Raw genomic sequence first — 19,819 nt, 5'->3', positions numbered from 1 at the left:
ACTACTTCCTACCTGCATAGCTTTTCGAAATGAGCCATTGGTTAATCAATGTGATAAAGGCAAGTAACACCATTAGAATCACCGAAATTGCAGCGGCGAGATTAGGTTCAAGGAACAGGTCTCCCGATACCAGACTCGCAATTCGAATGGTGATGACGTTATAGTTACCGGAGGTCAACGCATAAACACTCGCATATGCGCCGATTGCGTTGGCTATTAAGATAATAAAGGTACCGAATAAGGCTGGTGAGAGCACTGGCAGCGCGATTTTCGCCCAATACTGTGATGTTTTGGCTCCCAGTAGCGCAGCAGCTGTTTGCCAATCATCACTCAACGCATCGAACGCAGGGTAGAGCAACAACACCGCCAGCGGGATTTGGAAGTAGATGTAAATGGCCAGCAGACCCCATTTACCATAAAGGTCGAAATCACCGAGTAAGCCATACTGCTTGAGCAAAAGGGTAATCGCCCCATTGGTGCCCAAAATAATGATAAAAGCGAATGACAGAGGTACGCCTGCAAAGTTGCTGCTCATGTTCGTAAACGCAATCACACCGTCGCGGACTTTAGAATCGACTCTGCGTAGAGAAGAGACCAACAGAGTCGCAATGGCTAAGCCAAAAATGCTCGACCATACAGCTAACCACAAACTGTTGCCAAACGCCTGCATCATAAAGGCGGAGTCGAGCACTTCAATGTAGTTATCGAAGGCAAACTCGCCATCGTAGATAAAGCTGTTTAACAGTACCCAAATCATCGGTGCGAGTTGAAATAGGTAGAAAAACAGCGCGAAAGGCACCAACCAAATGGCTGGCTTAAAGCGCTTTAACCAAGTACTTGCCAAATTTGAGCGTGATTCGCTGGAGCTTGGGGAGAGGACTGAACTGCTCATAGTGCTAACAATTCCTGAGTGTATGGCTTCGTGTGGTCAAGGTTTAGCAATTGACAAACGGTGCCACAAATATCAGTTTGCTTAATATGACAATCTTGATGGGTAAACTTATCACCAATGACAAACAGGGGAACTTCTCGCTCTTCAGGTAAAATCCCACCGTGAGAAAGATCGTTGTTCATGCCATGATCGCTAGTCACAATGATTTGATACCCATCAGCAAGCCATTGATCGATGTAGTTGGAAAGAATAATGTCTGCACCTCGCGCACAATTGCGGTATTGGCGAGAGTCTAGGCCAAACTTATGTCCTGTATCGTCGATATTCATCGGATGGATCAGTAAGAAATCAGGTTGATAGTTGCGGCGTAAATACTCTGCGTCCAGGAACAAGGCTTCATCAGGATAATGATCCCAATGGTAAAAGCAGCCGTGCTGGATATTCAGGGTTTCATCATGCGTGAAACGATCGCGAACAGGTTCAAACGGCGCGCGATTATAAAGCTCACTTACCCAGTGGTAGGCAGCCGCAGCGGTCACTTTTCCTTGGGCTTTTGCCAAACTGAAAATGGAATCGTGTTTGGATAGACGAACGATATTGTTGTTTACGATGCCGCTTTCTACAGGGCGAACGCCCGTTAAAATGCACTCATAAAGTGGGCGAGACATAGAGGGCAGCTCACACTGCACAGGATAAAGCGTTGCGCGAGTTTCTTGTTGGGAACGACTTTGTTCTAGAAGACCATTGAGGTAGCCCATGCAATCACGGGCTACCTGATAGTTCAGTCCATCTAGAACAACAAGGATGACCTTATTGCTCATAACGACTTACTCTTATTGCTGGTGGATTAAGACACTTTCTTGCCATTGACGTGGCAGCTTACGTGCGGACTTTTCCCAAGCTGAGAAGTCAGTCACTGGGTGAACATTGCTGTATTGGTCATTAGCAATTAGCTTGTCTTGCACTGCTTGAGGCAGTGTGATGTTGGTGCGGATTGGACGCGCATAACCTTCTGCTAAGTTGATTTGCCCTTGATCGCTGAAGATGTATTCACGAGCAAGCTTTGCTGCATTAGGGTTCTTCGCGTATTTATTGATTATGGTTGTATAACCAGAAATCACAGAGCCATCTTGAGGAATGCTCACTGTAAAGCGGTCGCGGTCAATTTTGTCGCGGTAGTTCAATGCATTGAAGTCCCACATGATCGCCACTTCCACTTCGCCTTTTTCTAGGTTGGCGATGTTCGGATCGGTAAATGAAAGACGACCTTGCTTCGCGAGTTCAGAAAAGAATTTGAGCGCAGGCTTGAGGTTGGATTCGTCCCCACCGTTGGCGAACGCTGCGGCGAGAACCGCGTTGTTTGCCTGTGCTGCTACGCCTACGTCACCTACGGTCACTTTGTAGTCGCCTTTTAATAGGTCATCCCACGTTTTTGGCGCGTCTTTTACGAGGTTATTGTTGGAGATAAAAGAAATAGTGCCAGTGTAAGCAAGTGCCCAATGACCATCTTCGTCTTTTGCCCAATCTGGGATGTCATTCCAAGTTGTTGGTTTATATGGCTGAGTGACGCCTTTTTTAACCGCTACACGTGCGAAGGCAAAGCCTACGTCACCAATGTCTGCGGTCGCGTTTTTCTTCTCAGCTTCGAATTTTGCGATTTCTTGAGCCGAGCTCATATCCGTGTCTTGGTGCTTAAGGTTGTAATTTGACTTTAAATCAGCCCAAGTGTCTTTCCAGTTTGCCCAACTGTCAGGCATACCCACACTGTAAACCGCCCCTTCTTTTTGTGCTGCTGCTACCAAAGATTCAATATCGGCTTCTTTCGCTACTGTTGGCGTAGCGAGCGTTACCGCAATGATTGCCGCTGGTGCGGTAATTGAACGACTTAGCAAAGTTTTCATTGTCTCCATCCTTCTGGACTAGGTCAGTAAGTTCGCTTTGTATGCTATGGATGGAATGTGACGATTTAGCGCAAGTAATTTGACAGTTTTGCTGATTTTATATGGCACTTATATTTCATACGTTCAGTATGTGTTCTGTTGATTAATGTCATATTTTTGTTACGTAAACGCCTTATGTTATTCGTCAAATTATCGTTGGACTAGATCAGAATGAGAGCGACAGGCACCGGACAATTTGGTACCCAATTAGGAAAAATTAGAAGCAGCTTAAAACAGCAGATTCTTTCCGGCATCATGTCGGAAGGACAAAAACTGCCGTCAGAGAGAGAGCTCAGTGAGCTGTTTTCTACGACTCGAATCACTATCAAAGATGCGTTGGTGTCTTTGGAAACGGAAGGTCTTATTTATCGAGAAGAGCGCCGGGGTTGGTATGTATCTCCTGAGCGTATCTGTTACAACCCGTTGTCTCGTTCTCACTTCCATCAGATGATTCGAGAGCAGCATCGTATTGCAGAAACCAAGTTACTCAACGTACGAAGTGAAATGGCTGCAGGTGAGTATGCCAAATCGTTAGAGGTTGAGCGAATTACCCCAATTTATGTGATTGAACGGTTACGTTTTATTGATGGGCGAGCGGTATTGTTTGTTGAGAACGTGCTCAAAGCGGCACTGTTTGAGGGTATATTGTTTGAGAACCTCACCATGTCCCTGACGGGCATTTATCGTGAGAAGTATGGTTACGAGACAAAGCGCTCTCGTTTTGATGTGATTCCCACGTCAGCGCCTGCTCATGTCGCTAAGGCGTTGAACCTAGCTGAAGGACAACCCGTTCTGAAAATTCGGCGGGTAAACTACAAACAAGATGGGCATTTAATGGACTGCGAATTCGAGTATTGGCGTCCAGACGCCGTGATGATTCGCATTGATAGCGTAGGATAAAGCGCAGAATTAAAAAGAGCCCAATGAAGGGCTCTTTTTCGCATATTGGTTAGAGAGGCGGTTTAAACGAGGCCTTGCTCTTTTGCCATTCTGCTTGCAATGCCGGGTGCTTTCCAAATGCTTGGCAGCAAAATGAAAGACACAGGCACGGCAGTAATTACAATGAAAGACTGCAATGCAGAAATACCACCAGAGCCCATTGAGATAAGCGCAATAGCGACAATACCCATAATCAGACCCCAGAACGAGCGAATCACTGCGTTTGGTTCTGTTGAGCCCGTCATCACTACACTGATTGTGTAAGTCATCGAGTCACCCGTCGTCACGATAAATGTTGTCGTTAAGATCAGGAAAAGAACCGAAATGATCATTGGGTAAGGTAATTCACCAGTAATCGCTAGCAGTGCTGCAGGCAAGTTAAAGCCTTCAAACGCAGATGAAATCAAACCAGGGTTATCAAGTTCAAACGCAAGGCCACTGCCACCAACGATACTAAACCAGAAGCAAGTAATCAGCGGTGCCGCGATGCTAATAGACATGATTAATTGGCGAATTGTACGACCACGAGAGATACGAGCAATAAAGATCGCCATCATTGGGCCATAACCGATAAACCAACCCCAGAAGAATACTGTCCACCAACTTAGCCAGCCTGTATCACCACGGTAAAGTGCCATAGGGAAGAAGTTATCCACCATACGACCAACGCCTTGCACGTAGCCATCAACGATAAAGCTTGTCGGCCCGAAGAACAGGATGTAACCAATTAATAGTACAGACAAAATGATGTTGTAACGACTGACGATTTGAATACCCTTGCTCAAACCGCTCAGTGCGGAAAGGGTATACATCAGGATCGCCGCCATAATAACCATACTTTGCGTTACGAACGTATCTGGCAGGCCAAACAATGAGTTTAGCGCGTAGCTAATTTGTAAACCTAAGAAGCCGATAGGACCGATGGTTCCTGCTGCTACTGCAATGATGCTACATGCGTCAGCAACATCACCAATCCAGCCTTTAATGGCTTTATCACCAAACACAGGGTAAAGCAGAGTACGCGGCTTAAGAGGCAGGCCTTTATCGTAATGCAAGTGCATTAAGACAATGGAAGATAGACCACCAAGGATCGCCCAAGCTAAGAAGCCCCAGTGCATAAAAGACTGAGATAGGGCATTGATTGCGGCAGTTTTCGGTGAGGCTTCCCCGTATAGAGGCGGAGCAGTCACAAAGTGCGCGATAGGCTCAGCTGCGGCCCAGAACACACCACCACCTGCAAGTAGAGTACAGAGTACGATTGACAACCACTTAAAGTTATCAATATCAGGTTTCGCTAGACCACCTAGGCGCACATAACCAGTGCGACCAAACGCAAGAGCCAAACCAATTAGGAAATTCAGAAGAAGCAGTACTTGCCAGTAAGCTCCGAAATATTTAGTAGCAAAGCCGAAGCCGGTGTTAACCATTGCGGTTAGAGAGTCGGTATTCGTTAGAGCAAGTAAAACGAATAGAGTGAGGAAGCTACCACTTAACCAAAAGACAGGATTGGTGAGTTCGAGGCGCTTGAGTAAAGATGGGGGATGAATAGCAGAATAGTCAGCATCCTGAATAGGCGCTGTGTGGGAGGCGGCATTCGTCATATTTGACATAATTACTTCGCTTTTTAGGGCTATGAAGCCGTGCATTTCCCCTCACATCGTTTCAACGAAAAGTGTGAGGATGTTCAAAAAGCCGATGATGTTAACATGTCGAAGTTGCAAATATAACCTTAGATTTCGATTAATTTTTAACAGGTTAGTCAAGTTGCTGATTTTTGGGTAGAGATCAAAAGAAAGAGTTTTTACGTGAAATGCACCGCATTTCGTATGTAATTAACATTTCCCTTATTTTTGCATGGGATTATCAGGATTACATTGAGAAAACATGTTTTTCCCAAGCTAAGGTTTAACTCAATGGCTCACTTCGAACTTAACGGGCAGTGGATGCTTACCTCGCCACAGCGTCCCGATCTTGAAATTCCGATGTTTATTCCGGGCGATAATGTGTCGGCGCTTTTACAAGCAGAGCAGATTCCAGATCCTTATTTTGCCGATAATGAAAACAAAGTTCGATGGATTGAAGAGTGTGAGTGGCATATCTCACGTGAGTTTGAAGTCGACGCGTTTACGTTGTCTGCCAAGCAAATTTGGATGACGCTAACTCGTCTCGATACCTTGGCAACCTTCTATGTTAATGGTGAGTTAGCACTAACTTGCAGCAACATGTTTACCCAGCAACGTGTGGATATTAAACCGCATTTAAAGCAAGGTACTAACACGATTCGGGTTGAGTTTGCTCGGGTGGATTTAGAAGGTATCGCAAGAGCAAAAAAATTGTCATTTCCTATTCCATCGGCAATGGGCAACAACCAAATTCCACACATGAACTTGATCCGCAAAACACAATGCCATTCCGGATGGGACTGGGGCATTTGCTTGATGGTATCGGGTATTTACGACCCCATTCAAATCGACATTGTGAATGAGCTTTGGCTCAAAGGCTTCTCGACAGAGCAGCAATGGCAAGCCGATGGGAGTGTGTTTCTTGATGTAGTAGTTGAAGTGGAAACGGACAGTCAACGCCATGAAATGATTGTTGAATTTAATGGTGAGCGTCAATGTATTCAAACAAAAGGAAGTGGTCACTATCATTGCCAGTTCCACATTTTGGAGCCTCAACGCTGGTGGCCATCGGGTTATGGCGAAGCGTATCTCTATCCCATTACCATTTCTTGCAGAGAGCAAAAGTTAACGCACAACATTGGTTTGCGTCAGTTAACCCTAAATAACCAAGCTGATGAGCACGGCTCTGCAATGGAATTTATCGTCAATGGCGTACCGATTAATGCTAAAGGTGCCAACTGGATCCCTATTGACGCAATGCCGGGGCGAGAGTACGAAACACGTTATCGCAACCTTTTGCAAAGTGCGGTTGACGCCAACATGAACATGATTCGCGTATGGGGCGGTGGTCAGTACGAGAGTGAAACCTTTTATAACCTTTGTGATGAACTTGGCTTGTTGGTGTGGCAAGACATGATGTTCGCCTGCTCGTTGTACCCATCAAACGACGAGTTTTTAAAAGAGGTAGAAGAAGAACTTAGATTCCAAATCCCGAGGCTCAAGGAGCACCCATCAATCGCACTTTGGTGTGGTGACAATGAAGTGATTGGAGCTATTGGTTGGTATGACGAATCTAAGCGCAGTAAAGTCAAATACACGGTTAACTACGATCGCCTCAACCGCATGATTGAGAAGGAGATTACCGAGCAAGATAGCACTCGCCGTTTCTGGCCAAGTTCCCCATGTAATGGTGAACTGGATTTCGGTGATGCGTGGCATGATGATAGTAAAGGCGATATGCACTTTTGGGACGTTTGGCATTCAGGAAAATCATTCAGTGCCTACCTTGACGTGAATCCTCGTTTTTGCTCTGAGTTTGGTTTTCAATCTTGGCCATCTTTTGCTGAAGTTAAGCGGTTTGTCCCTGAGCAAGACTGGAATATTACATCCCCAACTTTCGAACAACATCAGAAGAACCTTCGAGGTAATAGTATTATCACAGAGATGTTCACGCGCTATTTTCGTTTTCCCTCTGGATTCGAGAGCATGCTGTATTTAAGTCAAGTTCAGCAGGCAATCGCGATCAAAACTGCATGCGATCATTGGCGTGCCATTTCTCCAGTTTGTCGCGGCATGCTGTACTGGCAACTCAACGACAATTGGCCTGTCAGTTCTTGGTCTAGTTTGGAATACAGTGGTCGATGGAAGCAGTTGCACTACCATGCGAAGCGATTTTTTGCGCCACAGTATTTGGTATTTTCCGAGCATACAGGCAAGTTGAGCCTACATTTGCTCAATGATGCCAAAGAGTCCGCAAGCGTCAACGTACTGCTTAAGTGGGTAGATTGGCAAGGGGAAGAAAAGCAATGTTGGAGCTTAGAACAAACAGTCATAGCAGACAGCAATACGATTTTGTGGCAATTGGATGAATCGATCGAGAAGGACGAACTTACGTCAGGCTTCTTCTATGTTGAAGCGCAAATCGGTGAAGACAGAATAAGCAACACATGGTTTAGTACTCACGAGCTAAAAACCTTGCCGATAGCGAAAGCCAATATAGGTGTCTCTATTGAAGGGAGGAAAATTACATTGATTGCGGATAAGCCTGCGTTTTTTGTTCATTTGGAGAGTGATGCTGATGGAAGGTTCAGTGACTCTAGTTTTACTCTGTTGGCCAAGGTTCCAATGACGGTTGAGTATTTAGGTGATGATGTTTCAGGTATGCAGCAGTCGTTGAGGGTATGCCACCTTAATGATTAAAGCGGGCATAGAACATCTACATGCTGATAACTAAAAAGGGAGCGTTTGCTCCCTTTTTAGTTACCAAGTATCCGTTATTAAGCTCAGGTTGAGACAGAAGTTTATTTAAGTTTCTGATGGACCCGATAGCTAACGACAAAGCCAATGTAGAATAGTGCAGCAAGAGTAATCACTGCCGTCGCGTACGCCAGCAGGCTGTTTAACCCTAAACCAAAAGCCAAAGTGAAGGCGATACCATGAATGGCTTCCGCAGGGATTCGGTACCAAGCAGCGTGGACGGAAGATCCGAAGAGGATAAAGGTACTAAGTAAGACAATCGTGCCGCCTATAAAGCCGACCCATCTGCTGTTGTTCATGTTGCAGTCTCAGGGGTTACCGAGGTAACGTAACAAAATATTTCAGGATCGTATTATACAACCGATCATCGCGAAAAGCGCTAGAGAAATTTCGCGGATAAAACAGAGTGTTTTAATTCGAACAAAAGAATACGACCATAGCCAACTTAATACAGGAATAACAAAACATGTTGAGATTTATACAACGTCGTCGCATTAAGAAAGTGATTAAACTAATGAGTACCAGATTGGTGGTGGGATACGGCAGTCGTGAGTATTTTTCGGTTGGTCAGGTAAAGACGAGCACCAGTGAGTTAAGCGCGTGCCAACAAAAAATTGCGTTAGCATTATATGCGGATCCGCAAGATCTTGATTTGGAAAATCAACCAGAGTTGCAAGCAATACGCTCAGACGTGGCGCATGATTTCTTTTCTGGTGCCGACTATACCGCTCAAGATGTGCTTAATTTACTCGGCTCTGGTGGCTGGAAAGGCGGCCGAATGGAAGATGGAATGTCTCATCATTTTGGTATGCACAGTCGATATTAAAAACATGCGTTAATTTTATAAATTCGATAAATATTTTTGCTGTTAAAGATTAATTAAATTTTCTTTCAATTGGGTAACAATTACCTAATTATGCACCCGAATCCCAGCGCGTCGCTGGACTGGTTGGATTGCATACCATGAAATTAATCATCAAAGGATTGGGGCTGAGTGCTCTTGTGCTCAGCATGTTTGCTCATGCAGATAGCAAAACGTTGAACGTTTATGCATGGGGTGGCTATTTGCCGGAAGCATCGTTAAAAGCGTTTGAAAAACAAGAAGGCGTTACGATTAATTATTCGACATTTGAGAATAATGAATCAATGTACACTAAGCTGAAATTGCTAAAAGGTTCTGGCTACGATGTGGTTTTTGCTTCTGCGTACTTCATTGAAAAAATGGGTCGAGAAGGGCTGCTTTCGAAAATAGATCACGCTCAAGTGCCAAACATGCAAGACACAATGGACGGTTTACTTGGCCAAGCGCACGATCCGAAAAATGATTACTCTCTGCCTTATATTTGGGGCATTACCGGGATCAGCTACAACGAATCCATGGTTGAGCAACCAGTGAAAAAATGGGCTGACTTATGGGAGTCGCAATACGAACAACAAGTCATGTTGATTGATGATGTCCGCGATGTGTTCGGTATGGCGCTGAAGAAAAATGGCCATAGCGTGAACACCAAAGATGAAGCTGAAATCGAGCAGGCTTTTGATTCTCTAGTAGCGCTGAAAAACAACGTATTACTGTATAACTCAGATGCGCCGCAAGTCCCTTACGTGTCCGGTGAAACATCGGTCGGCATGCAATGGAACGGCAACGCATTCCAAGGACAGGTTGAAATGCCTGAGCTGAAGTTCGTGATGCCGGAAGAGGGCGCGGTATTGTGGATGGACAACTTCACTATTCCGTCTGGCAGTAAAAACAAAGCATTGGCGCATAAATTTATTAACTTCATGTACCAATCAGAGAACCAAGCGGAAATCGTGACCAGTTTGGGTTATGCGTCGGCAACGAACGCTGGGCGTGACAAATTGCCAGAAGAATTGAAAAACAACCGTACTATTTTCCCTTCATCAGAAGACATGAAAAAAGGCGAGTTTATTAATGATGTTGGCGCAGAAACGTTAGCGATTTACGAAAAGTACTGGCAACGTTTAAGAACGCAATAAGCAACGCCTTTGCCTATTGTTAGGCTTAAAATCGTTCAAATTTGAATTCCCCTCATCACGAAAGCGGTGAGGGGAATTTTTTATGGGCTTTGTACTTCGAGTGTTACTACGCGGCACGCTTCACGAGGCAGAAGTGCTTTTTACCGCGTTGCAGTAACCAATATTGATCAAACAGTGGGAAGCTCAAACTTGGGTTATCAGCCGCCACTTTTTCACCGTTTACACTGATGGCGTTGTTGCTGATGTGTTCGCGTGCAACACGCTTCGAACTTGCTAAACCCGACTCAATCAACAGCTCAACCAAATCTTGTTGTGCGCTCTCAATGCTTGGTAAACCATCCAACTCCAATTGTTTTAATTCACCCAAACTCAGTTGTTGCACATTACCGTTGAATAAAGCTTGAGTGATGCGCTCGGCACTGGCGAGGCCGTCTTCGCCATGAACAAATCGCGTCATTTCTTCAGCGAGAATACGTTGTGCTTGTGGCTTGCTTTGGCTTGCTTGGTCTTGCGCTTCAATGCTGGCAATTTCTTCGCAGCTCAAGAACGTGTAGTAACGCAGGAAGTGGTAAACGTCGGCGTCTTCTGCGCCAAGCCAGAACTGGTAGAACGCGTAAGGAGAGGTTTTGCTAGGATCTAGCCATACTGCGCCGCCTTCGGTTTTGCCAAATTTGGTACCATCGGATTTGGTGATCAGCGGCAGAGTTAAGCCAAATACTTGCTCACCATTTTGACGGCGAGTTAAATCGATCCCGCTGACGATGTTTCCCCATTGGTCATTGCCACCGATTTGCAAACGGCAACCGTATCGACGGTTTAGCTCGGCAAAATCGTACGATTGCAGTAGGGCGTAGCTAAATTCGGTGAAGGAGATACCTTGGTCAGGTCGTTGCAGGCGTTGTTTTACCGATTCTCGGTTGACCATAGTATTGATCGAGAAGTGCTTACCCACATCGCGGAAGAAGTCGATCACATTGATCGCTTTCATCCAGTCAGCGTTGTTCACCATGATCATCGGCTTGGTCAGTTGGTGATTCATCAACTGATGAATTTGATTAGAAAGATCGTTAACCCAGCCTGAGACGATTTCCTCTGAGTTCAGACTGCGCTCAGTCGCTTTAAAGCTTGGGTCGCCAATCATGCCCGTTGCACCGCCAATCAAGGCAACAGCTTGGTGTCCGGCATCTTGAAAGCGCTTAAGCATAATCAAAGGCACGAGGTGGCCGATATGCAAGCTGCCAGCTGTAGGATCGAAGCCGCAGTAAACGGTTTGTGGCTGTGAGAGAAGTGTCTGAATTTCTTCCAAATCGCTGGCTTGTGCAATCAAGCCACGATCTTGTAAATCTTGCAGTAATGGTGTCGTCATTCTTTTTGTCTGTTTTAGTGGTTGTTGTATTCAGACTAAAACGCGACACCTTTTCTCGATATATCCCTTAAGGGACAGTTTTTTATCTTGAATGGAGAATGAGGTGATTGAGGAAAAGCTGGAATAACTCACTCAATGAAGACACATTTAATTGCGAGTAAATTCGCTTTCGATGATTTTTGACCGTGCCTTGAACTAAGTGTAACCGCGCGGCAATTTCTTTGGTGTCAAACCCTTGAGCGAGAAGCGAAGCTACCTCTTGTTCGCGACGGGTGAGTGATTCTACGCCAAACGTTGCTAAAGCTTGCTCAATGGCTAATCGCATACTGCCAGAATAAGCACTCTGTGCAAAAACAGGCTCAGAAAAGGTAAATTCCGTTTGTTTCCAATGCTGCTGACAAAGCGACTGAATTATCGGGAAATAGGGCTTTAGCTTATTGATTTGTTGCTGAGAAAAGTATTTTCCATCAGTCATATATCCGAAGTACAGCATGACCCAACGGCCAGATTCAACTTCGACTAGCATGCTAAGCTCGTCTTTCCACCCTGTTTGATGATAGAACTGCTCGCAGTATGAGGTGAAGTCAACGCCTTTACGCGCCACGTCTTTGAGCGTAAATACGCCTTGTTGCTTTGTCTCGTTTAGTTTGAGAAAAAAAGGGTCATTTTGAAATGAGTCAGTAAGGTAGCGTTGAAAAAGTAACTCTCGCTCGTTCTCAATTGAGTCGTAGAGATAAATAGGATGTTTACCTTCTCGGTAACCTAAAATAACTGCGCAATCAAAATGAAAAAGAGTGCGAATGACACGCATAAGTTTAGGAGTAAAGTTAGGCGTGTTAAGAGCAGAAATTGCTTCTGCTAGCAGATTATTAAAGTTATTGTCAGGCATGGGATACCGAATTGCAGGTGGTTTTGCGCAAGCATAACCAAAAGCAATCCAACGAGAAAGGGAAGTCGCCATCTTCAGGTGACTTCCATAGAGAAAGTTGCGTAAGTGCTCAGTTTTGAGGAATCATATCCCCGTTAACTTATTGATAAGGTTGCATAACAACGGTTTTATTTAAGCGATTAGTTGCTATGCATTACTGCGAGTTAGTGAGCTCTTCGTTAACCCAATATTTAGAACCAGACACGTTAGCATCGATGAGCAAACCTTTAGCGTTCAACTGATAGACGGCGACGCCGCTGTTAAATTGTTTTGAAAGTTGCTCTGAATCTTCGCCCGCAACAGCAGAGGCTTCACTTGTGGCCTCCCATCCTTCGTTGACGAACGTATCAAAGTCTTCTTTGCTCTCAAACAGAACCACTTGTTGGTAAAATTTGCCGCCAGCCCCAAGTGCAACGCCCAAACCAAACATATTCATATAAGTGCGTTCTTCTGTTTCCTTATTCACTGCGACTCCTGACCCTGAGTTGGTGTGAAACAGCAAAGATAATTTACGAGAATCAAAGACCGCGTAGCCGTACGCGTTGTCGTAAATAGCTTTTGCCTCCGGCTTTTCATTAAATAACTTGAGCAAAGCGCTATCTGCCATTAAGTCCACGGCTTGGCGAGCTTCTTCTGGCGTATCGCCTTCCATCAGCTCATCAATTTTTTTGTCGGCAGCATCTATCCATTCTTTGCTCTTCTCGATGCTGGCTTCTGTCCATTCGCCTGCGGTATTGATCGCTTCCTCGGACCAATTCGTGAAATCTTGCCACGCTTGTTTTGAAAACGCTTTGGTGTCGTCCCAAGCATCTTGTGCAGTATCAGAAACTGCGTCGCCAAGCTCAGACATTTTATTGGAAATTTCATCCCAATCGGCATAAGCAGGGGATGCCAGGAGCATCAATGTAGTAAGGAGTGCGATAGGCTTTTTCATCAAATTCTCTCTGGAGTTATCGATATACCATTCATTTTAGGTCATCAGACTTTGATAATGAAATTGACTAAATGACGAATTTGAGAGAGGAATCACGAACTGATTGTGAAATGACGTGTGAATAACAAAGCCCTCACAAGGGGAGTGTGAGGGCTAGAGTTTATCGTGTGTTACTTGCTGCTAACTTTACCTAGTTTTAACCAAGTATCGATAACCGTATCTGGGTTTAGTGATACAGAGCTAATACCTTGATCCATTAGCCATTCCGCTAAGTCGTCGTGGTCTGATGGGCCTTGACCACAAATACCAACGTATTTGCCTGCTTTTGTTGCCGCATCAATCGCCATCTGAAGCATCACCTTAACCGCTGGGTTACGCTCATCAAATAGATGTGCGACATCGCCAGAGTCACGGTCAAGACCAAGCGTTAGCTGAGTCATGTCGTTTGAGCCAATCGAGAAGCCATCAAAGTACTTCAAGAACTCATCGGCAAGGACCGCGTTGGATGGCAGTTCGCACATCATGATGACTTTAAGACCCTGATCGCCACGGCGCAGATCAAACTTCGCTAGCAAATCTATCACTGATGCAGCTTCGCTTGGTGTACGTACGAATGGGATCATGATTTCAACGTTCTTCAGACCCATTTCGTTACGAACGCGCTTGATAGCTTGAGTTTCTAACTCGAAGCAATCTTCAAACACTGGAGAAATGTAACGAGACGCACCACGGAAGCCGAGCATTGGGTTTTCTTCATGCGGTTCGTAGGCTTTACCACCAACCAAGTTGCTGTATTCGTTAGACTTAAAGTCAGACATACGAACGATGACGCGTTTTGGCCAGAAAGCAGAAGCGATAGTCGCGATGCCTTCAGTCAGCTTGCTCACGTAGAAATCGATAGGATCTTTGTAACCACGAATGCGCTGTTTAATTTCTGCTTTTAGCTCATCGCTTTGCGCATCAAAGTTAAGTAATGCTTTCGGGTGAATACCGATCATCTTGTTGATGATGAACTCTAGACGAGCAAGACCAACACCTTCGTTTGGAATCTGAGCAAAGTCGAATGCGCGATCTGGGTTGCCCACATTCATCATCACTTTGGTCGGCAGTAGTGGCAGTTCATCAACAGAAGAGCGTTTTACATCAAACTCAAGTTCACCTTGGTAAACGTAACCCGTTTCGCCTTCTGCACAAGATACGGTCACTGTTGCGCCATCAGTCAGTTTGCTTGTCGCATCGCCACAGCCAACGATTGCAGGAATACCAAGTTCACGAGCAATGATTGCTGCGTGACAAGTACGTCCGCCACGGTTGGTAACAATAGCAGAAGCTTTCTTCATCACTGGTTCCCAATCTGGGTCAGTCATGTCTGTAACTAGCACGTCACCTTCTTGGACTAGAGACATTTGGTCCAGAGAGTCAACCAAGCGAACCACGCCTTTACCGATGCGCTGACCGATTGCACGACCTTCAACCAAAACATCTGCTTTGTTTTGTAGTTCGTAGCGCTCAATCACATTTTGTTCCGTTTGCGAACATACGGTTTCAGGACGCGCTTGAACAATGTACAGCTTGCCATCAATGCCATCTTTTGCCCATTCAATGTCCATTGGACGCTGATAGTGCTTTTCGATGATCATTGCTTGCTTTGCGAGCTCTTTGATCTCGTCGTCGTTCAATGAGAACGTGTTGCGCTCTTCATCAGGAGTATCAACGATATCAACTTGTTTGCCGATTTCTTGGTTATCTGAGTAGATCATTTTGATCAACTTAGAACCAAATGTTTTCTTAACGATTGGGTGTTCGCCTGCTTCAAGCATTGGCTTGTGAACGTAGAACTCGTCAGGGTTTACTGCACCTTGAACGACCATCTCGCCTAGACCCCATGAAGAGGTGATGAAGACAACTTGGTCGAAACCCGATTCAGTGTCTAGTGTAAACATAACACCCGACGAGGCTTTATCTGAACGCACCATACGTTGGATACCCGCAGATAGCGAGATGCCACGGTGGTCGAACCCTTGGTGAACGCGGTAAGAAATCGCACGGTCGTTAAATAGAGAAGCGTAAACGTGCTTAGTTGCTTCTAGTACTGCGTCGATGCCTTTCACGTTCAAAAACGTTTCTTGCTGACCAGCAAAAGAAGCATCAGGTAGGTCTTCTGCCGTAGCAGATGAACGAACTGCGACTGAAAGCTCAGGATTGCCTTCGATCAGTTCTTGGTAATTTTCACGAATTTCTTGTTCAAGGTCCGCAGGGAAAGGGGCCTCTAATACCCATTGACGAATGTTTGCACCTGTCTTACGCAGAGCTTCTACATCTTCAACGTCTAGTTCATCGAGTAATTGGTGAATACGCTCATCCAAACCTTCGTGGTCAAGGAATTGGTTAAACGCGTATGAGGTTGTCGCAAAACCATTTGGTACAGAAACGCCTGCGTTTGCTAGGTTAGAAACCATTTCGCCAAGTGAAGCATTCTTACCGCCGACTTTGTCGACATCATCCATGGATAGGCCATTGAACCAGAGGGTGTTCTTTTGCATGTCTTTCTCCAGAAACATTGCAGCTTAGTAGGGGGACTTAAATCGATCTAAACAATCGCATGTTGGCTGTTATTACACGTTGACCATACATTGCTTCATTTAGATTGATATCAAAGGCAAACGATTACGTTCTGGCTGAAAAAAATTCAAAAGAATTTTTAAAGCTGTGGTGAACCTAACTGAAAGCCAAACTGATTTATTAATATTATGTGTACCATCCTACTCAAAAGATTTTGAAAAATTAAACAGAAATGCAAATAAATAACCAAAGTCGTGATGTGTTCTATGTTTCTGACGGTACGGCGATAACATGTGAGACATTAGGGCATGTTGTTCTCGGTCAATTTCCGTTCATTCCTAACGAAAAAACCTTTCCGTTCGTAGAAAGCCAGGACAAAGTTGCTGACGTTGTAAAAGAAATTGAAACTTCCTACCAACGCAATGGCGTCAAACCTCTGGTGTTTTTCTCTATCGTGGTGCCAGACGTACGTGAAATGCTGCTGGAAGCGCCTGCATACAGCTACGATGTGTTGGAAAGCATTGTACAGAAAGTGCAAGACGACATTCAGATGGCGCCAAAACCCAAGTTGCAACGCTCTCGCAGTGTGGGGAAAGATTCCGATACCTATTTCGATCGTATCGCGGCCATTGAATATACATTGGCGCATGATGATGGCATCACGTTAAAAGGGCTGGAACAAGCCGATATCATCTTACTTGGCGTGTCGCGCAGTGGAAAAACGCCCACTAGCTTGTACATGGCGATGCAATTTGGTTTACGTGTTGTGAACTATCCGTTCATTGCGGAAGATGTGAAGATGATGCGTTTGTTGCCTGAATTTGAGATCCATCGTCATAAGTTGTTCGGGCTGACTATTGATCCCGAGCGCTTGACTGAAATCCGTGAAAATCGTTTGTCTGGAAGTGATTACGCTAGCACAGAGCAGTGCAAGCTGGAGCTAGACACTGTTGAGGCGTTGTTTAGAAGAGAGGCGATCCCATATATCAATACGTCCTCTCTGTCTGTTGAGGAAATTACTACGCGTATTCTGGAAAAAGCAGGAATGAAGCGTCGCTTGTTTGGCTAACAAGAGACGCTCATGTCGCTATGTGTAAGAGGAGGTAAGATGTATACCTCCTCTATCGAATGAACCTTAGACAGAATTAATAGTATTGGAACATCTTTTGGATGTCTTGATAGTTTTTGGTCTGAGTTAGTGACAGCATCAGTAAGATACGTGCTTTTTGTGGGTTCAATGTACCAGCGGCAACAAAGCCGTATTTTTCGTCATCAATTTCAGCATCCAAAGTGGTTGAGCCGCTAGGCGTTCGGGAGCTTCTTACAACAACAACGCCATCTTTACTCGCTTTCTCTAGCTCATCAAACAAAGTGTGGTACAAGTTACCATTACCGACACCAGCACTTACGATGCCGTCAAACTTCGCATCCACAAAGGCTTTCACTGGCAAATTGGAGGCATTTGCATAGTTATAAACAATACCGACCTTAGGCAACTTAGTAAGCTTTGATACATCGAATGGGGTTTCTGTCGTATGTTTACGCTCTGGGCTTCGTTGATATTTGGCATCGCTATTATGAATGTAGCCGATAGCACCAAAGTTGGGTGACTGGAAAGTGCTGACGGAGGTTGTATTGGTTTTTGTCACATCTCGCGCATCGAAAATCGTGTCATTCATTGCGACTAGCACGCCACGTCCTTCTGAATCTTCATCGGTGGCTGTTACGACTGCATTGTATAAGTTGACTGGTCCATCAGCACTCATTGCGGTGGAAGGACGCATTGCACCGACGATCACGACAGGCTTTTTGCTCTTGACGGTCAGATCAAGGAAGTAAGCGGTTTCCTCTAACGTATCCGTACCATGAGTAATGACGATGCCGTCAACATCATCTTGATCGAGTAGCTCATTAACTCTTTTCGATAATTTTAGCCACACTTCATCATTCATATCTTGTGAACCGATACTGACCACTTGCTCTCCAGAAATATCGGCAATCTTGGTCATACTCGGCACCGCAGAAATCAATGATTCAACGCCGACTTTACCTGCTGTGTAGTTTGATTCTGTTGCAGATTGACCTGCGCCTGCTATGGTGCCGCCAGTGGCAAGAATTTTAATGTTCGGAAGATCGGATTGCGCGAAAGACAAAGAACTAAGGCACAAACCAAGGGTTATCGTACTGAGGCGGAAAAGATTTTTCGTCATGGGAATCACCTGCTGTTAGGTTGGATGTTGGGGAACTCATCTATCCTAAAAACAGCGGGTTAGATTTTTTTGAGTACTAGTTCAACAAATTGCAGATGAAGATCGTGATCAACTAATCACTTAAAGAATATCAAATCAACCAGTTAACCTAATTGACGTGCTTCTTTAACAAGTGAGATGTGCTAGTAACGTGCACAACGTGTTAAGTCCTATAATTTATTGATTTGTAAATAAAGGAGGTGGGGGGCTCGTGATGAGGTTATTAAACATGAATTTAGCCGTGCAATTTTCCAAAGTTTACAGTGTAAAAAAAAAGCGGCTTTACCCCGGAACAGATAAAAGCCGCTTGCCAATGATGTGTTAATTCACATCTTATCGCATAATCATTTGTTCACGACCAGGACCCACAGACACCATTTTTACTGGTACGCCCATGAGTTCCTCAATGCGTAGAACGTATTTCTGTGCTGCTACTGGAAGCTCTTCAAACTTACGACAACCAGTGATGTCCTCGCTCCAGCTTTCCATCTTCTCGTAGATTGGTGCAAGAGAGGCAGTTTGAGGCCAGATTGGGTTTTCGTTGTGGTCGCCTTCGTAGCCAACACAGATTTTCAGATCGTTAAGGCCAGTCAAACAGTCTACTTTAGTTAGCGCAATTTCAGTTGCTGCTTGCAGTTCAACACCATTCTTAGTAGCGACTGCGTCGAAGTAGCCCATATCGCGTGGACGACCTGTAGTTGCACCGAACTCGCCAGCAAGTTCGCGGAAAGCGTCTTGCTCTTCCATTGCAGTGATCAACGTACCAGTACCCACTGATGAGCTGAAGGCTTTTGCAACCGCAATAACGCGTTCAGGACGAAGTGCCGGAAGGCCACTACCGATACCCGCGTACATTGATACAACGTTAGAAGATGTTGTCCAAGGGTACTCACCGTAAACAAGGTCACGACCCGCGCCAAGCTGCGCTTCGAACAATAGAGTTTTGTCTTTCGCTTGTAGTTCTTTTAGAGGAAGCGTTACGTTGCAAATTGAATCGCGCCAAGGTGCAGAGACTTCTAGCAGCCAGTTCGCCAGTTCTTCAGCGGTTTGTTCAAACTCGAACGTCGGGTAAAGTGCACGCAGTTGCGGCAGTTTCCAATCCATCATGAATTGAAGGCGTTCAACCAATACTTCTGGTTGCTTCAACCAACCAACTAGGATGCCTTTCTTCATTACGCGGTCACCGTAAGCAGGTGCAATACCTTGACGAGTTGAACCGTATGCTTTGTCGCCTAAACGTTGTTCTTCTAGCGTATCTTCTAGTGCATGTAGAGGTAGACACAGTGTTGCGCGATCAGAGATGCACATATTCACTTTTACGCCTGCTTCTTCAACTTCCGCAATCTCCTGAGACAGCAACGCAGGGCTGATAACCATACCCGGACCTAACACTGCCAAACAGTCTGGGTTGAATACGCCACTTGGTAGCTGGTGCAGCTTAAACGTACCTAGATCGTTAACCACGGTGTGACCCGCGTTGTTACCACCTTGGAAACGAATGCTCGCAGAAGCTTGCTCTGCCAAAAAGTCAACGATGCGGCCTTTGCCTTCATCACCCCAGTTTGCACCCACAACAACGATAGACGACATAATTTAATCTCCAAAAACAGATGCAAAAATCTTAAGGTGTTC

General features: G+C 45.1%; 16 protein-coding genes. 5 read left to right on the top strand and 11 right to left on the bottom strand.

Annotated features, from left to right (window positions below):
• Window position 1: 1 nt before the first annotated feature.
• The 3 genes from R7E47_RS05570 to R7E47_RS05560 are packed head-to-tail and all read right to left on the bottom strand — an operon-like array spanning window position 2 to window position 2,793.
• Complete coding sequence (locus R7E47_RS05570; protein WP_115386501.1) at window positions 2-892, bottom strand: ABC transporter permease; 891 nt, start codon at window positions 890-892, stop codon at window positions 2-4.
• Window positions 889-1,713 carry an alkaline phosphatase family protein gene (locus R7E47_RS05565; protein ID WP_005373854.1) on the bottom strand — a complete coding sequence of 275 codons (825 nt, stop codon included), beginning with the start codon at window positions 1,711-1,713 and terminating at the stop codon, window positions 889-891. The genes R7E47_RS05570 and R7E47_RS05565 overlap by 4 nt, the downstream gene beginning before the upstream one ends.
• A gap of 12 nt (window positions 1,714-1,725) precedes the next feature.
• Window positions 1,726-2,793: an ABC transporter substrate-binding protein gene (locus R7E47_RS05560; protein ID WP_005373851.1), complete on the bottom strand. Its 1,068-nt coding sequence runs from the start codon at window positions 2,791-2,793 to the stop codon at window positions 1,726-1,728.
• A gap of 210 nt (window positions 2,794-3,003) precedes the next feature.
• Here R7E47_RS05560 and R7E47_RS05555 point away from each other — a divergent pair, with 210 nt between their 5' ends.
• Complete coding sequence (locus R7E47_RS05555; RefSeq protein WP_064354534.1) at window positions 3,004-3,732, top strand: UTRA domain-containing protein; 729 nt, start codon at window positions 3,004-3,006, stop codon at window positions 3,730-3,732.
• Between the two features lie 62 nt (window positions 3,733-3,794).
• Here R7E47_RS05555 and R7E47_RS05550 read toward each other — a convergent pair whose 3' ends face one another.
• The gene (locus R7E47_RS05550; protein WP_005373846.1) at window positions 3,795-5,381 is read right to left on the bottom strand and encodes a BCCT family transporter; all 1,587 of its coding nucleotides are present in this window, start codon (window positions 5,379-5,381) and stop codon (window positions 3,795-3,797) included.
• A 303-nt stretch (window positions 5,382-5,684) separates the two neighbouring features.
• Here R7E47_RS05550 and R7E47_RS05545 point away from each other — a divergent pair, with 303 nt between their 5' ends.
• On the top strand, window positions 5,685-8,093 hold the full coding sequence (locus R7E47_RS05545) for a beta-mannosidase (RefSeq protein WP_318083954.1): 2,409 nt from the start codon (window positions 5,685-5,687) through the stop codon (window positions 8,091-8,093).
• 101 nt (window positions 8,094-8,194) lie between these two features.
• Here R7E47_RS05545 and R7E47_RS05540 read toward each other — a convergent pair whose 3' ends face one another.
• Window positions 8,195-8,449, bottom strand: coding sequence for a hypothetical protein (locus R7E47_RS05540; protein ID WP_005387084.1), 255 nt, complete (start codon window positions 8,447-8,449; stop codon window positions 8,195-8,197).
• A 167-nt stretch (window positions 8,450-8,616) separates the two neighbouring features.
• Between R7E47_RS05540 and R7E47_RS05535 the strand changes: the two genes are divergently transcribed.
• A complete protein-coding gene (locus tag R7E47_RS05535) occupies window positions 8,617-8,976 on the top strand; it encodes a DUF6559 family protein (RefSeq protein WP_017819807.1) in 360 nt (119 codons plus the stop codon).
• Between the two features lie 137 nt (window positions 8,977-9,113).
• Window positions 9,114-10,148: a PotD/PotF family extracellular solute-binding protein gene (locus R7E47_RS05530; RefSeq protein ID WP_005387081.1), complete on the top strand. Its 1,035-nt coding sequence runs from the start codon at window positions 9,114-9,116 to the stop codon at window positions 10,146-10,148.
• Window positions 10,149-10,254: 106 nt separating this feature from the next.
• Here R7E47_RS05530 and tyrS read toward each other — a convergent pair whose 3' ends face one another.
• From tyrS to ppsA, 4 genes are all read right to left on the bottom strand, one after another.
• Entirely contained in the window at window positions 10,255-11,514 is a 1,260-nt protein-coding gene (tyrS, locus tag R7E47_RS05525) for a tyrosine--tRNA ligase (RefSeq protein ID WP_318083951.1), read from the bottom strand.
• An 82-nt stretch (window positions 11,515-11,596) separates the two neighbouring features.
• Complete coding sequence (locus R7E47_RS05520; RefSeq protein ID WP_021707696.1) at window positions 11,597-12,403, bottom strand: response regulator transcription factor; 807 nt, start codon at window positions 12,401-12,403, stop codon at window positions 11,597-11,599.
• Window positions 12,404-12,596: 193 nt separating this feature from the next.
• Window positions 12,597-13,376, bottom strand: a complete 780-nt coding sequence (locus R7E47_RS05515; RefSeq protein ID WP_005373824.1) for a hypothetical protein — start codon at window positions 13,374-13,376, stop codon at window positions 12,597-12,599.
• 170 nt (window positions 13,377-13,546) lie between these two features.
• The gene (gene ppsA / locus R7E47_RS05510) at window positions 13,547-15,919 is read right to left on the bottom strand and encodes a phosphoenolpyruvate synthase (protein WP_318083948.1); all 2,373 of its coding nucleotides are present in this window, start codon (window positions 15,917-15,919) and stop codon (window positions 13,547-13,549) included.
• Window positions 15,920-16,170: 251 nt separating this feature from the next.
• Here ppsA and R7E47_RS05505 point away from each other — a divergent pair, with 251 nt between their 5' ends.
• A complete protein-coding gene (locus R7E47_RS05505; RefSeq protein ID WP_005392709.1) occupies window positions 16,171-17,007 on the top strand; it encodes a pyruvate, water dikinase regulatory protein in 837 nt (278 codons plus the stop codon).
• Between the two features lie 76 nt (window positions 17,008-17,083).
• Here the strand turns inward: R7E47_RS05505 and ansB are convergent, their stop codons facing one another.
• Window positions 17,084-18,148, bottom strand: a complete 1,065-nt coding sequence (gene ansB / locus R7E47_RS05500) for an L-asparaginase 2 (RefSeq protein ID WP_318083946.1) — start codon at window positions 18,146-18,148, stop codon at window positions 17,084-17,086.
• A gap of 372 nt (window positions 18,149-18,520) precedes the next feature.
• Complete coding sequence (locus R7E47_RS05495; protein ID WP_017819812.1) at window positions 18,521-19,777, bottom strand: adenylosuccinate synthase; 1,257 nt, start codon at window positions 19,775-19,777, stop codon at window positions 18,521-18,523.
• Window positions 19,778-19,819: the final 42 nt, after the last annotated feature.

Origin of the sequence: Vibrio sp. Vb1026, from assembly GCF_033338745.1 — a bacterium.
Lineage (GTDB): Bacteria > Pseudomonadota > Gammaproteobacteria > Enterobacterales > Vibrionaceae > Vibrio > Vibrio alginolyticus.
This window is presented reverse-complemented; position numbering and strand designations above follow the sequence as displayed.